Genomic DNA, 13,707 nt, shown 5'->3' on the forward strand with positions numbered 1-13,707 from the left:
GGAGGCCGTTTCGGCGACGTAACAACAGGATGACCACTCGGAAACACCCCGGTCATAGCGTCCTGGCCTAATCAGTGGGGTCGAGGATCGGAGACGAAGCATGACGCTCGAGGCGCGACCGGAGGTCGTCACTCCGCGCGAGCAGGCCGGCGCGGTCGGTACCGTCGACCAGCCCCGCAAGGGTCGCTGGATCGATGTCTGGGACCCGGAGGACACCGCGTTCTGGGCGGAGAAGGGCCGCCGGGTGGCGCAGCGGAACCTGTGGCCGTCCATCTTCGCCGAGTTCCTCGGCTTCTCGGTCTGGCAGCTGTGGAGCATCGTCGTGGTGTCGCTGCCGGCTGCGGGCTTCGCCTACACCACCGACCAGATGTTCTGGCTGGTGGCGCTGCCGAGCCTGGTCGGGGCCACCCTGCGACTGCCGTACACGTTCGCGGTGCCGCGGTTCGGCGGCCGGAACTGGACCATCGTCTCGGCGTTGCTGCTGCTGATCCCGACGATCGGGCTGGCCTTCTTCGTATCCCGGCCGGACACACCGTTCTGGCTGATGGCCCTGGTGGCCGCGACGGCCGGCGTCGGCGGCGGGAACTTCGCCAGCTCGATGACCAACATCTCCTTCTTCTACCCCGAACGGGACAAGGGCTTCGCGCTCGGGCTGAACGCGGCCGGCGGCAACCTGGGCGTCGCCGTGGTCCAGCTGCTGGTGCCGATCGTGATCGTCGCCGGAGCCGGGCTGACCCTGAACCGGGCCGGGCTGATCTGGCTGCCGCTGATCGCGCTGGCGGCGATCCTGGCCTGGCGGGTGATGGACAACCTGTCCGCGGCCACCTCGTCGTTCCGGGCCTCGATCGCGGCGGCGAAGCGGCCGCACACCTGGGTGATCTCGTTCCTGTACATCGGCACGTTCGGCTCGTTCATCGGCTTCTCGGCCGCGTTCCCGCTGTTGATCAAGACCACCTTCCCGGAGATCGCCGGGGTCCAGCTGGCCTTCCTCGGCGCGCTGGTCGGCTCGGTCGCCCGGCCGTTCGGCGGCAAGCTGTCGGACGCGGTCGGCGGCGCCAAGGTGACGGTCTGCGCGTTCGTGGTGATGGGCCTGGGCATCCTGGCCGCGGTCGTCTCGCTGAACGCGGGCAGCTTCCCCGGGTTCCTGGTCAGCTTCCTGTTCCTGTTCGTGGCCAGCGGCGCCGGCAACGGTTCGACGTACCGGATGATCCCGGCGGTGTTCCGGCAGACCACGCGGGACCTGGACGGTGGGACGGACCTGGTCCGGGCCAAGCGGGAAGCGGCAGCGTGCATCGGGATCGCGTCCGCGATCGGTGCGTACGGCGGGTTCCTGGTACCGCGTGGGTTCGCGATGTCGAGCGGGCACTTCGGGTCGCTCGTCCCCGCGCTGTACTGCTTCTGCGCCTTCTACGTGGTCTGCCTGGGTGTCACGTACTTCTGCTACCTGCGCCGTGGTGGCCCGCTGAGTGGGGAACGCGTGTGACGGGAGTCGCCACGCACTGTCCGTACTGCGCGCTGCAGTGCGCCACGTCGCTGCACCCGGCCGCTGAGCCGGGTGCGGTGGTGGTGCGGCCGCGCGAGTTCCCGACCAACCGCGGCGGGCTGTGCCGGAAGGGCTGGACCGCGGCGGAGGTGCTCACCGCGCCGGACCGGTTGACGGCGCCGCTGGTCCGCAACGCGGCCGGTGAGCTGGTCGAGGCGAGCTGGGACGACGCGCTGGACTTCGTGGCCGGGCGGATCCGGCAGCTGCAGACCGAGCACGGCAACGATGCGGTGGCGGTCTTCGGTGGTGGTGGCCTGACGAACGAGAAGGCGTACGCGCTCGGCAAGTTCGCCCGGGTCGCGCTGCGGACGAAGAACGTGGACTACAACGGCCGGTTCTGCATGTCGTCCGCGGCCGCCGCGACGAACCGGGCCTTCGGCATCGATCGCGGGCTGCCGTTCCCCTTGACGGACGTGGCCGGCGGGGCGGCCGTCCTGCTGGTCGGGAGCAACCTGGCCGAGACGATGCCGCCGGCCGTGGCCCACCTGGCGGGAGCCCGGGAGGGGGGTGGCCTGCTGGTGGTGGACCCGCGGCGTACGGCGACCGCACAGCTCACCGAGGACGGTGCGGGGATCCACCTGCAGGCGACCCCGGGGACGGACCTGGCGTTGGTGCTGGCCCTGACGCACGTAGTACTGCAGGAGGGGCTGGCGGATACGGAGTACCTCGCGGCGCGGACCGACGACCCGGACGGGCTGTACCGCTCGACCGCGGCTTGGTGGCCGGAGCGGGCCGAGCGGGTGACCGGCGTACCGGCCGCGGTGATCCGGCAGGCTGCGCGGGTCCTCGCGGCGGCGGCGCCCATCCACGGTGGAGCAGGGGCGTTCATCCTCACGGGACGCGGCGCCGAGCAACACAGCAAGGGCACGGACACCGTGACGGCCTGCATCAACCTGGCCCTGGCCCTCGGACTGCCAGGGCGGGTCGGGAGCGGGTACGGCTGCATCACCGGACAGGGCAACGGACAGGGCGGCCGCGAACACGGGCAGAAGGCGGACCAGCTCCCCGGCTACCGCAGCATCGCCGACCCGGCCGCGCGGCAGCACCTGGGAGCCGTGTGGGGCGTCGACCCCGAGGACCTGCCCGGCCCGGGTCAGAGCGCGGTCGAGCTGATCAACGCACTCGGTACGCCGGACGGCCCGCGCGCGTTGTTCGTCCACGGGAGCAACCTGGTCGTATCCGCTCCCCGGCTCGCCTCGGTCCGCGACCACCTTGCTGCGCTCGACCTGCTCGTGGTGGCCGACGTGGTCCCGTCCGAGACGGCGCTGTTGGCGGACGTGGTGTTCCCGGTGACGCAGTGGGCCGAGGAAGACGGCACGATGACCTCGCTGGAAGGCCGGGTCCTGCGGCGCAAGGCAGCGGTGACTCCGCCGGGCGACGTCCGCAGCGACCTCGCGATCTTCGCCGGCCTGGCCGCGCGACTGGGGTGCGCAGCTTCGTTCCCGACGGACCCGGCCGAGGTGTTCGAGGAGCTGCGGCGCGCGAGCGAGGGCGGGATCGCGGACTACTCGGGCATCACGTACGCCCGGCTCGACGCTGGCGAGGCGCTGTACTGGCCGGTGCCGGCCGAGGACCACGCGGGCACGCCCCGGTTGTTCGCGGACTCGTTCGGTACGCCGGACGGCCGGGCGCGGGTGATCGCCGTGGATCATCGGCCCGTGGCGGACGACCTGACCGGCGGCTCACCGCTGTACCTGGTTACGGGACGGCTGCTCCAGCACTACCAGAGCGGGGCGCAGACCCGACGCGTGGTGGAGTTGGCGGAGGCGGAGCCAGAGGTGTTCGTGGAGCTTCACCCGCGGGTCGCCGCGTCGCTCGGGGTCGTCGACGGCGCCCCGGTGCGGTTGCGGACCGCGCGCGGCTCGATGGTGGCGGCCGCCCGGGTGACCTCGGACGTCCGGCCGGACACGGTGTTCGTGCCGTTCCACTACGGCGGCGCGAGCGCGGTGAACGAGCTCACCAACGACGCGCTCGACCCGATCTCGCGGATGCCGGAGTTCAAGGCCTGCGCCGTCGAGGTCAGTGCCGAGATCGCGGCGAGGGGAGTCCCCGCATGAGCGAGCGCATCGTGATCATCGGCCGCGGCATGGCCGGTACGCGGCTGGCCTCCCTGCTGGACCAGGCGTACGCCGTGACCGTCCTCGGCGACGAGGGCTCGTACCACCGGAACCGGCTGACCGAGTACGTCGCCGGCCGTGCCGCGGAACCCGTTGTGGGCAAGGAAGAACGGGCCACCGCGGTCCACGTCGATCGCGCTCGCCGGGTGGTGACCGACGGCGCGGGCACGGAGCACGCGTACGACCGGCTCGTGTTCGCGACCGGGGCGGTACCGGTGGTGCCCGACGCGGTTCGCGGGGCACACGGCGTACTGACCTTGCGTACGGCAACCGACGCGGCCGCAATCGTCGAGGCGGCCGGGCGAGTACGCCGGGCCGTGGTGCTCGGTGGTGGCGTCCTCGGCCTGGAGACGGCGTGCGCACTCCGGGAACGCGGCGTCGCCGTCACGCTCGTCCATGACGGGGAAACCCTGCTGGACAAGAGCGTCCGGGCCACCGCTGGTCGGCGGATCACACGAGCTGCACGGAAGCTGGGGATCGAGGTCGTCCTCAACGCGGAGGTTCAGGCGGCCGAGTCGCGGGGCGAGCACTTCCGCGCATTGCACCTGAGCGGCGGCCGCGTGGTCTTCGGCGAACTGCTCGTGGCCACTTGCGGCGTCAGACCGCGCACCGAACTCGCCGCAGCCGCAGCACTCCCGCTCGGCGCAGGCGGCGGCGTACTGGTGGACGAGACGTTCACCAGCCCGGCCGACGATCGTGTCCACGCCATCGGCGACTGCGCGGAGCAGGACGGCGTCGTCACCGGCACCGTCGAATCGGCCTGGGCACAAGCGGTCGCGCTCGCTACGCACCTCACCACGGTCCCGGACGCCTCGCGGACCGCGGTACCCGCTGTCGGCGCGCCCGAGGTCGTGCGGCTCACCGCCGGTGGGCTGGACGTCCTCGTACTCGGTGCCGCCGACACGGACGGCGCCGTGGTGCGACTGGAAGACGGCGAGCGGTACGTGCGAGCGGTACTGCGGGACGGCGTGGTCCACGCGGCGGTGGCGATCGGGGCGCCGGAGGTGGCAGCCGAGTTGGTACTGCTGGCCGACCGGCGGACCCCGGTCCTGGCGGATTCGTTGCTGCAGGCACCGGAACCGCCGCGGAAGCCGGCCCCGGTGTGCCGGTGCAACGGAGTGACGAAGGCCGCGATCGAAGCGGCCTGGCAGGCGGGTGCCGACAGTGTGGCCGGCATCGCGGCGACGACCAGGGCGACCACCGGATGCGGCAGTTGCACCGGCGCGGTCGGCTCCCTTCTCGACCGGCTCCGGCGCGGCGAGACCGAACCCCCGACCAGGAGGGCGACGATGGAACAGCTGAACAGGGCCAAGCACCTGGTGATCGTCGGTGGCGGCATGGTGGCGCACCGGCTGGTGGAGGCACTGCGCTCCCGTGACGCCGACGTCGCGTGGCGGATCACCGTCCTCGCCGAGGAGCCGCGGCTCCCGTACGACCGGGTCGCGCTGACCACGTACTTCTCCGGCCGCGACCCGCACGACCTCAGCCTCGGTGAGCCGGAGCTGTGGGACGACCCGGCCGTGACCCTGCGCAAGGGCGTCACGGTCGCCTCGATCGACGTGGACGCGAAGACGGTCCGGACCGTGCGCGACGAGGTGATCGGGTACGACGAGCTGGTGCTCGCGACCGGCTCGAACGCGTTCGTGCCGCCGGTGAAGAACAGCGACGCCACGGGCTGCTTCGTCTACCGCACCATCGACGACGTTGCCGCGCTGCGCACGTACGTCGAACGGCTGCGCGGTGAACGCGACGAGATCAGCGGCGTCGTCGTCGGCGGTGGTCTGCTCGGCCTGGAGGCGGCCGGTGCGCTGCGGGCGCTCGGTGCGGTCACGCAGGTGGTCGAGTTCGCGCCGCGGCTGATGCCGTTGCAGGTGGACGAGGGCGGTGGGAGTGCGCTTGCCCGGCTGATCCGCGGGCTCGACGTCGACGTGCTCACCTCGACCCAGGTGACCCGGGTGAAGACGACGTCCCAGGGGTCCGCGAAGGCGATGGCCGTTGCCGACGGACCCGATCTGCCGGCCGACGTGGTCGTGTTCGCCACCGGGGTCCGGCCGCGGGACGAGCTGGGGCGCGCCGCCGGCCTGGCGGTCGGCGAACGCGGTGGCATCGTGGTCGACGCGGCCTGCCGAGCCTCGGTCCCCGGAGTCTGGGCGATCGGCGAGGTCGCCTGCATCGAGGGCCGGGTCTGGGGGCTGGTCGCGCCCGGGTACGCGATGGCCGAGATCGTCGCGGACCGGCTGCTCGGTGGCGAGGCGACGTTCCCGGGCGCCGATTCGTCCACGAAGCTGAAGCTGCTCGGGGTCGACGTGGCCAGCTTCGGCGACGCGTTCGGCGCGACCGAGGGCGCGCTCGACATCGTGTACGCCGACCCGGTGGCCGGGGTCTACAAGAAGCTGGTGCTCTCCGACGACGCGCGCACGTTGCTCGGCGGCATCCTGGTCGGCGACGCCTCGGCGTACTCCGCGCTGCGGCCGATGGTGGGACGCGAGCTCGGCGGCGACCCCGCGTCGTACCTGCTGCCCGAGGGTGTGCAGCCGGCTCAGTTGGAGCTGCCGGACGACGCTCCCGTCTGCTCCTGCAACAACGTGTCGGCCGGCGCGATCCGGTGCGCGGTCCGCGACGACGGGTGCGGTGACCTCAAGTCCTTGTGTGGCAAGACGAAGGCCGGTACCAGCTGCGGTTCCTGCTTGCCGATCGTGAAGAACCTGCTGAACTCCGAACTGGCCGCGGCCGGTGTCGAGGTCAGCAAGGCGTTGTGCGAGCACTTCGCGCTGTCCCGGGCGCAACTGTTCGACGTGGTCCGGGTGACCGAGCTGCGCACCTTCAGCGAGATCGTCGAACGACACGGGACCGGCCGCGGCTGCGACATCTGCAAGCCCGTGGTCGCGTCGATCCTGGCCAGCCTCGACCCGGGCGTCCACGTGCTCGAAGGCGAGCGGGCCACCCTGCAGGACACCAACGACCACGTGATGGCCAACCTGCAGAAGGACGGCACGTACTCGGTCGTCCCGCGGATCCCCGGCGGCGAGGTGACCCCCGAGGGGCTGATCGTGATCGGCCAGGTCGCGCGCGACTTCGGGCTGTACACGAAGATCACCGGTGGCCAGCGGATCGACCTGTTCGGCGCCCGGATCGAGCAGCTGCCGGCGATCTGGTCCCGGCTGGTCGACGCCGGGTTCGAGAGCGGGCACGCGTACGGCAAGTCGCTGCGCACGGTGAAGTCGTGTGTCGGGTCCACCTGGTGCCGGTACGGGGTGCAGGACTCGGTCGGGATGGCGATCGCGCTGGAGCTGCGGTACCGCGGGCTGCGGTCGCCGCACAAGCTCAAGCTCGGCGTCTCCGGCTGCGCCCGCGAGTGCGCCGAGGCCCGCGGCAAGGACGTGGGCGTGATCGCCACCGAGAAGGGCTGGAACCTGTACGTCGGCGGCAACGGCGGCATGACCCCGCGGCACGCGCAGTTGCTGGCCTCGGACCTGACCGACGAGCAGTTGCTGCAGGCGATCGACCGGTTCCTCCTGTACTACGTCCGGACCGGGGACCGGCTGCAGCGGACCGCGGTCTGGCTGAACGAGATCGAGGGCGGCCTGGACCACGTCCGCGCGGTCGTGCTCGAGGACAGCCTGGGGATCGCGGCCGACCTCGACGCCGCGATGGCGGCGCACATCGGCTCGTACGAGGACGAGTGGCAGGCGACCCTGCGGGACCCGGAGAAACTGGCCCGGTTCGTGTCGTTCGTGAACGCGCCGGACCAGCCCGACGCCGACCTGCGCTACGTGGTCGAACGCAACCAGCCGCGCCCGGCGACCCCGGCCGAACGCGGTCAGCTCGAGCCGGTGCTGCTGGCCGGCCCCCGATTGGAGGTCCGTGGATGAGTGTCCCGACAGTGACGACGGCAACCCCGGTCTGCGCGTACGAGGTGCTGCTGCCCGAGCGCGGTGTGGCCGCGTTGCTCGGGGACCGGCAGATCGCGCTGTTCCGTACCTACGACGGCACGGTATACGCCCTGGGCAACCAGGACCCGTTCAGTGGGGCGAACGTGCTGTCCCGTGGCATCGTGGGCAGCCGGGGCGACGTCCCGACGGTGGCGTCGCCGATGTTCAAGCAGGTCTTCGATCTGCGCACCGGGGCGTGCCTGGACGACCCGGACGTCCGGGTCCCGGCGTACCCGGTGCAGATCGTCGACGGTCAGGTCCTGGTGAGCCTCGGTGACGACTAGGCCCGGCCCGCTCAGCGGCTGCACGATCGCCGTCACCGCCCACCGGCGCGCGGACGACCTGATCGCGTCGTTCGAGCGGCGCGGGGCGAAGGTGGTGCACGCGCCGACACTGCAGATCGTGCCCGCGCCGGACGACCATGCGCTGATCGAGGCGACCCGGCGGGTGATCGCGAACCCGCCGGACGACGTCGTGGTCACCACCGCGGTCGGCTTCCGCGGCTGGATCGAGGCGGCCGACACCGCGGGTCTGGCGGCAGACCTGCTCAGCACGCTGGAGCAGGCCAGGTTGCTGGCGCGGGGTCCGAAGGCGCGCGGCGCGATCCGCGCGGCCGGGCTGGTGGAGCACTGGTCGGCCCGCTCGGAGACGACGGCCGAGGTCGTGGACTGGTTGCGCGACCAGGGCGTCGGCGGGCGGAAGATCGTCGTCCAGTTGCACGGCCTGTCGGACCCCGCGCTGCAGGAAGCGCTGCGCTCCGCCGGTGCGTCGGTCCGCGGGCTGGAGGTGTACCGCTGGGGTCCGGCGCCCGATCCGGCCGCGGTGGACAAGATGATCGGTCAGCTCTGCACGGGTGCCGTGGACGCGGTCGTCCACACGTCCGCGCCCGGTGCTCAGGCGTTGCTGGACGCGGCCGCACTGAACGGGCAGTACGACGCGCTGGTGACGGCACTGCGGACAGGGCGGGTGCTGAACGCGTGTGTGGGTCCGGTGACCGCCGCGCCCTTCGTCGCGTTGGGGCTGGAGCCGTTGGTACCGGACCGGTTCCGGCTGGGTGCGTTGATCCGGAGCGTGACCGACCGGCTCACGGACGACAACGCGCGCTCGATCGAGACGACGTTCGGTCAACTGGTGATCCGTGGTGGTGCCGCGGTCCTGGACGGTGTGGTGCTGCCGCTGGGACCTGGGCCCCGAGCGGTACTGGCTGCTCTGGTGGCGGCCGGTGGTGATGTGGTGTCACGTCCGGATCTGCTGGCAGTGCTGCCGGGAGCCGAGGACGTCCATGCGGTGGAGGTGACTGTGAACCGTCTGCGGACCGCGGTCGGCAAACCCGAGCTGGTCCGTACCGTCGTCCGCCGCGGCTACCGCCTGGCCGTCGAACCCGCGGGGGTACCGACGTGATCGAGCCCAGCGTTGTCGACCCACATCGGCCGGAGCGGGTTGTCGACCTGGTCGCGGCCGCGCACGGGACCGCGGATCCTCGGGGACTCCGCGAGGTGCACGCGCTGGTCCGCGAGATGGCCCGGTTGCGGCCGGACGTACCGATTTCGCTCGGTTTCGTCGACGTGGTCGAGCCGGCGCTGCCGTCCCTCGTCTCCCGTGTTGTGGCCGACAGCAACGAGGCGGTGGTCGTGCCACTGTTGCTCAGCAGCGGGTACCACGTCGCCGTCGACGTCGCGGGGGAGGCCGAGCGACGACCCGGCCAGGTCCACGCTGCCGGTGCGCTTGGACCCGACCCGGTCCTCGCCGAGGTGCTGGCCGATCGGCTGATCGAGGCGGTCGGCTCGTTCCGGCGGATCGACCGGGTCGTCCTGGCCGCGGCCGGATCCTCGGACCGGCGGGCCCTCCTGGACTGCTCGGCCGTCGCCGCGTCCTTGGCCGAGCTGGTCGACCGCCCGGTGGAGATCGGGTGCGTCTCCGGTGCGGGCGAGCGTCTCCCGTCGGTCCTTGCCCGGACACCAGGACGCGTCGCGGTCGCGACGTACCTGCTGGCGCCCGGGTTCTTCGCGGACCTGGTCCGGCGGCGGGCGGGTGACGTCCCGGTGAGTGCCCCACTCGGTGCCGATCCGCGGATCGCGGCGCTCGCCGTCCGGCGGTACGAACAGGCGGTCAGCCGATCGGTGCCGGCGTCAACGGTCTGAGCTCGCGGGCTGGAAAGTACCCACGCAGGCCTTGTTGCCGTCCGGGTCCGCGATGATCGTGGTCCACGGCGCCCGGCCGGCATCGACGATCACGGCCCCGGCGGCGACTGCGGCGGCGATGCGTTCCTCGGCCACGTCGTACGGGACCTGGATGTCGACGTGGAAGCGCTGCCGTGGTGTCTCGTGCGGCTCGGTCTCCTGGAACCACAGGATCGGCACCCGGTTCGTGGCGTCGCGCACGTCGTCGCCGAGGGTGCCGCGGCCCTGCGCCTCGGCTCCACCGGTCAGCAGCGCCGACCAGACGGGCGCCAGCTGGGCCGAGTTCGCGGTGTCGAGCGCCAACTCGATCGCCACGATCGCTTGCGGATCCGCGGTCACGCCTTGCTCGGCGGCGATCTCGCTGATCCGCCGAGCGAGGGCGACGTCCTGCTGGGTCACCCATTCGACCCGGTGTTCCGTGCCGGTCCCGTCACGGTAAATCGCGTCGTCGCTGATCAGCTTGAGATCGACCTCGGTCCCGGCCATCCGTACCTGGGGCTGGTGCCCGGCGGCCTGGCCCGCCTCGGCGATCGCGCAGACGAACCGCGCTCCCGCCGGGAAGTCGGGGACGACGAAGCGCGCGTGCAGGCCCTGGCCGAGCTTGCGCCACTCGGCCAGGCCCGCCGCGGTGATCTCCTCGCCGCTGAGCATGTCCATCGTCCGTTCTCCTGTTTCGAGGTGATACGGCGACGGTAGTCCCGGATCCGGACGACCTGCGTCCGGAGAACGGCTACGGCCGGCGGTACTTGGTGATGACGACGCCGGTCGTGGTCGGGATCGCCTCGGTCAGCTCGAGCTTCTGGTGGGTGTCGCCGAACAGCCGCAGCCCGGTGCCGAGGACGAGCGGGTGGATCAGCAGGATGTATTCGTCGATCAGTTCCGGGATCGACCGGATCAGCGCGCCGCTGCCGAGGATCACCAGGTCCTGCTCGGCCTTGAGGCTCTTGATGTCGTCGATACCGATGACGTGGGTGTTGACCCACTCGGGATCACGCAGCGTCGACGACACGACGTACTTGTGCTGCTGGTCGAGCGCCTCGGTGTACGGGTTCGGGGGCTGCTTCGGCCAGAAGTCGGCGAGCGCCTGGTACGTTTCCCGGCCGACCAGCAGCCCGGCTTCGTGGCCGGCCCGCTCGCCGAGGACCCGGCCCATCGCGTCCGCGCTGTACGGCGCCGCCCACCCGCCGTACGCGAAATCGCCGCGCAGGTCCTCGTCGGCCCGGCCCGGCGCCTGCATCACGCCGTCGAGACTCAGGTTGCAAATCACGGTGATCATGTCGTTCTCCTCCCTCGTTGGTGTGTCACTGCCCCCTACACGAACGGGATCGACGCAGATCGACAGGAAACCTTCAGCAAATAGTGATTCTTTTGGGCGGGACCCGGACCGGGCAGCCGATAGGGTCGACGAGGACGGCCCGGAGGCCGCTGACATCCTGCCCAGGAGGCTGTTCGTTGAGCGCGGCAAGCATTCCCCCGATCACCGGTGACCGGCTGCCTCGCAAGGCCCGCCGGCTCGCCGCGGAACTCCCCGAGCTCGGCAGGATCCGGCACGTCGAGGGCAACCCGCCGTCGCCCCTGGCGTGGTGGGTCACGATCGGGTGCGCCGTCGTCTTCACGGCGATCATCGCCCTCGGCAACGGCAGCCTCGCCGATGCGCTCGTCCTGATCCCCGCGTGGGCAGTGATCGCGTGGATCATCCTCGGCTACCTGGGCGCGGAGAAGGTCGTCGTCCTCGACCGCGGGCTGCTGATCGGGTCGTTCGCACCGTTCCTGCGCCCCTACGTAGTGCCGTTCGACCGTTTCGAGGTGGGCTCGATCACGGCGGTACGACCGGGCTGGAAGCTGCCCCGGATGCTCAGCGGGCGGACCAAGCTCACCACCGGACGGACCGCGGTCTGGGCCTGGAACGGCGTGGCCTTCGTCGCGGCGCCGGGGCCGCTGGCTCGGCGGAGCACCGTCGACGCGGCCGGGATCTTCGGCCCGGAGGACCCGGCGCGGCGCGAGCGCCTCGTCTGGTGGTTCGGCACCTGGCGGCAGCCCGACCGCCTGGTGAACGCGCTGGAGTCGGCCCTCGTGGACCTGGGGCACCCGGTCGCCGGACTCTCGCAGCAGGTGCTGCCGCTGGTCCCGATCAGTGGGCACCCGGCCGACGCCGCCCGCCAGGTGCCTCGCCTGGTCGCCACGCTGGAGAGCTCGCGCTGAGCCACGGCCAGGCCGCTACCGCTTTGACTTCTTCGCTCTGAGGGACTCGAGGTCGGCCTGGCAGCGGAGTTCCACCTCGGTCAGGTCGGCGAGGGTCTCGTCGATGTCGCGGCGGCGCTGCTCGAGGTCGGCGCGGCGGCGGGTGATCTGGTCCAGGAGGTAGACCAGCTGGCCTTCCTCGCCCGGTTCCGCGTCGTACATGTCGACGATGGTGGCGATCTCGTCCAGGCTGAACCCGAGCCGCTTGCCGCGCAGGATCAGGCCGAGCCGGACCCGGTCGCGCGGGTGGTACACGCGGACCGTGCCGCGCCGCTCCGGGGTGAGCAGGCCGCGGTCCTCGTAGAACCGGATCGTCCGCAGCGTGACGTCGTACTCGGTGGCCAGTTCGGCGATCGACCACGTTCTCTCGGCGAGGGTCACCGGGTCATTGTGCACACACATCATCGTGCTTTACGTTTACGTAAGCGTCAATCAGAGCGACTGGAGCCTGGTCATGTCTTACGAGTTGTCCGACGAGCACCGTGAGTTCCGCAGCAGCGTGCGGGACTTCGCCGAGGCGGAGATCGCGCCGTACGCCGCGGAGTGGGACCGCAAGCACTACTTCCCGGTCGAGACGGTGCAGAAGATGGGCCGGCTCGGCCTGTTCGGGCTGACCGCGCCGGAGGAGTACGGCGGCGCCGGCGGCGACTTCACCAGCCTGTGCGTCGCGATCGAGGAGATCTCCCGGGTCGACCAGTCGATGGGAATCACCCTGGAGGCCGCCGTCGGGCTCGGGATCAACCCGATCCTCACCTACGGCACCGACGAGCAGAAGCAGCGTTGGCTCCCCGACCTGGTGGCCGGCACCAAGCTGGCCGGCTTCGGCCTGACCGAGCCCGAGTCCGGCTCCGACGCGGGCGCGACCAAGACCCGGGCCGTGCTCGACGGCGACGAGTGGGTGATCGACGGGTCGAAGCAGTTCATCACCAACTCCGGCTCCACCATCACCTCGGTCGTCACGGTGACCGCGCGGACCGGCGAGCGCCCGGACGGCCGGCCCGAGATCTCCACGATCATCGTCCCGACCGGGACACCGGGGTTCGTCGCGGAGGCGCAGTACGACAAGCTCGGCTGGCACGCGAGCGACACGCACCCGCTGTCGTTCAGCGGCTGCCGCGTCCCGGCCGAGAACCTGCTCGGCAACCGCGGCAAGGGGTTCGCGCAGTTCCTCGCGACCCTGGACGACGGGCGGGTCGCGATCGGTGCGGTGGCGCTCGGCTGCATCAAGGCGTGCCTGGAGATGTCCGTGCAGTACGCGGGGGAGCGCAAGACGTTCGGCGTCCCGATCGGGCAGAAGCAGGGCGTCGCGTTCCAGATCTCCGACCTCAAGGTGATGGCCGACGCGGCCGAGCTGCTCGTGTACCGGGCTGCCGCGCTGAAGGACGCGGGCGCGTCGGTGCAGGAGTTCAAGCAGGCCGCCGCAGTCGCCAAGCTGTACGCGACCGAGGCCGCGGTGACCGCGACCCGGATCGCCACCCAGGTGTTCGGCGGCTACGGGTTCATGGAGGAGTACCCGGTGACCCGGTTCTACCGGGACGCCAAGATCCTCGAGATCGGCGAGGGCACGTCGGAGGTCCAGCGGATGCTGATCGCCCGCGGCCTCGGCCTGCCGGTCGAGTGACCAGCCCCAGCCGGCCCAGCCGGCCCGGCCGCCGTCGTTCGCGGGGCCGGGCGACGAGAGTGACAGGATTGAC

General features: G+C 71.4%; 11 protein-coding genes. 8 read left to right on the forward strand and 3 right to left on the reverse strand.

Features of this window, described 5'->3' with window-relative positions; translation table 11 throughout:
• Positions 1 to 100 precede the first annotated feature (100 nt).
• From FB561_RS15585 to FB561_RS15610, 6 genes are read left to right on the forward strand one after another with little or no spacing between them, the layout of a single operon-like run.
• The gene (locus tag FB561_RS15585; protein ID WP_145807333.1) at positions 101 to 1,483 is read left to right on the forward strand and encodes an MFS transporter; all 1,383 of its coding nucleotides are present in this window, start codon (positions 101 to 103) and stop codon (positions 1,481 to 1,483) included.
• Positions 1,480 to 3,600, forward strand: a complete 2,121-nt coding sequence (locus FB561_RS15590; RefSeq protein WP_145807335.1) for a molybdopterin oxidoreductase family protein — start codon at positions 1,480 to 1,482, stop codon at positions 3,598 to 3,600. Before FB561_RS15585 ends, FB561_RS15590 begins: the two co-directional genes overlap by 4 nt.
• The gene (nirB, locus tag FB561_RS15595) at positions 3,597 to 7,532 is read left to right on the forward strand and encodes a nitrite reductase large subunit NirB (RefSeq protein ID WP_145807337.1); all 3,936 of its coding nucleotides are present in this window, start codon (positions 3,597 to 3,599) and stop codon (positions 7,530 to 7,532) included. The genes FB561_RS15590 and nirB overlap by 4 nt, the downstream gene beginning before the upstream one ends.
• A complete protein-coding gene (gene nirD / locus FB561_RS15600) occupies positions 7,529 to 7,876 on the forward strand; it encodes a nitrite reductase small subunit NirD (RefSeq protein ID WP_145807339.1) in 348 nt (115 codons plus the stop codon). The genes nirB and nirD overlap by 4 nt, the downstream gene beginning before the upstream one ends.
• On the forward strand, positions 7,866 to 8,993 hold the full coding sequence (locus FB561_RS15605; protein WP_145807341.1) for a uroporphyrinogen-III synthase: 1,128 nt from the start codon (positions 7,866 to 7,868) through the stop codon (positions 8,991 to 8,993). The genes nirD and FB561_RS15605 overlap by 11 nt, the downstream gene beginning before the upstream one ends.
• Positions 8,990 to 9,733 carry a sirohydrochlorin chelatase gene (locus tag FB561_RS15610; RefSeq protein WP_238334830.1) on the forward strand — a complete coding sequence of 248 codons (744 nt, stop codon included), beginning with the start codon at positions 8,990 to 8,992 and terminating at the stop codon, positions 9,731 to 9,733. Before FB561_RS15605 ends, FB561_RS15610 begins: the two co-directional genes overlap by 4 nt.
• Here the strand turns inward: FB561_RS15610 and FB561_RS15615 are convergent.
• The gene (locus FB561_RS15615; RefSeq protein ID WP_145807343.1) at positions 9,722 to 10,429 is read right to left on the reverse strand and encodes a VOC family protein; all 708 of its coding nucleotides are present in this window, start codon (positions 10,427 to 10,429) and stop codon (positions 9,722 to 9,724) included. The genes FB561_RS15610 and FB561_RS15615 overlap by 12 nt on opposite strands.
• A 73-nt stretch (positions 10,430 to 10,502) precedes the next feature.
• Positions 10,503 to 11,048, reverse strand: a complete 546-nt coding sequence (locus tag FB561_RS15620) for a dihydrofolate reductase family protein (protein ID WP_145807345.1) — start codon at positions 11,046 to 11,048, stop codon at positions 10,503 to 10,505.
• A gap of 176 nt (positions 11,049 to 11,224) precedes the next feature.
• Here FB561_RS15620 and FB561_RS15625 point away from each other — a divergent pair, with 176 nt between their 5' ends.
• Positions 11,225 to 11,974: a hypothetical protein gene (locus tag FB561_RS15625; RefSeq protein WP_145807347.1), complete on the forward strand. Its 750-nt coding sequence runs from the start codon at positions 11,225 to 11,227 to the stop codon at positions 11,972 to 11,974.
• A gap of 15 nt (positions 11,975 to 11,989) precedes the next feature.
• On the opposite strand, the gene FB561_RS15630 is transcribed toward FB561_RS15625, so the two are convergent.
• Positions 11,990 to 12,394: a MerR family transcriptional regulator gene (locus tag FB561_RS15630; protein WP_238334831.1), complete on the reverse strand. Its 405-nt coding sequence runs from the start codon at positions 12,392 to 12,394 to the stop codon at positions 11,990 to 11,992.
• Between the two features lie 73 nt (positions 12,395 to 12,467).
• Between FB561_RS15630 and FB561_RS15635 the strand changes: the two genes are divergently transcribed.
• The gene (locus FB561_RS15635; RefSeq protein ID WP_145807351.1) at positions 12,468 to 13,634 is read left to right on the forward strand and encodes an acyl-CoA dehydrogenase family protein; all 1,167 of its coding nucleotides are present in this window, start codon (positions 12,468 to 12,470) and stop codon (positions 13,632 to 13,634) included.
• Positions 13,635 to 13,707 lie beyond the last annotated feature (73 nt).

Origin of the sequence: Kribbella amoyensis (assembly GCF_007828865.1) — a bacterium.
Lineage (GTDB): Bacteria > Actinomycetota > Actinomycetes > Propionibacteriales > Kribbellaceae > Kribbella > Kribbella amoyensis.

Bases quoted from the DNA above. Each gene is read 5' to 3' on its own strand.
- FB561_RS15585 (WP_145807333.1), top strand. From the start codon at position 101: ATGACGCTCGAGGCGCGACCGGAGGTCGTCACTCCGCGCGAGCAGGCC.
- nirB (WP_145807337.1), top strand. From the start codon at position 3,597: ATGAGCGAGCGCATCGTGATCATCGGCCGCGGCATGGCCGGTACGCGG.
- nirD (WP_145807339.1), top strand. From the start codon at position 7,529: ATGAGTGTCCCGACAGTGACGACGGCAACCCCGGTCTGCGCGTACGAG.
- FB561_RS15615 (WP_145807343.1), bottom strand. From the start codon at position 10,429: ATGGACATGCTCAGCGGCGAGGAGATCACCGCGGCGGGCCTGGCCGAG.
- FB561_RS15620 (WP_145807345.1), bottom strand. From the start codon at position 11,048: ATGATCACCGTGATTTGCAACCTGAGTCTCGACGGCGTGATGCAGGCG.
- FB561_RS15635 (WP_145807351.1), top strand. From the start codon at position 12,468: ATGTCTTACGAGTTGTCCGACGAGCACCGTGAGTTCCGCAGCAGCGTG.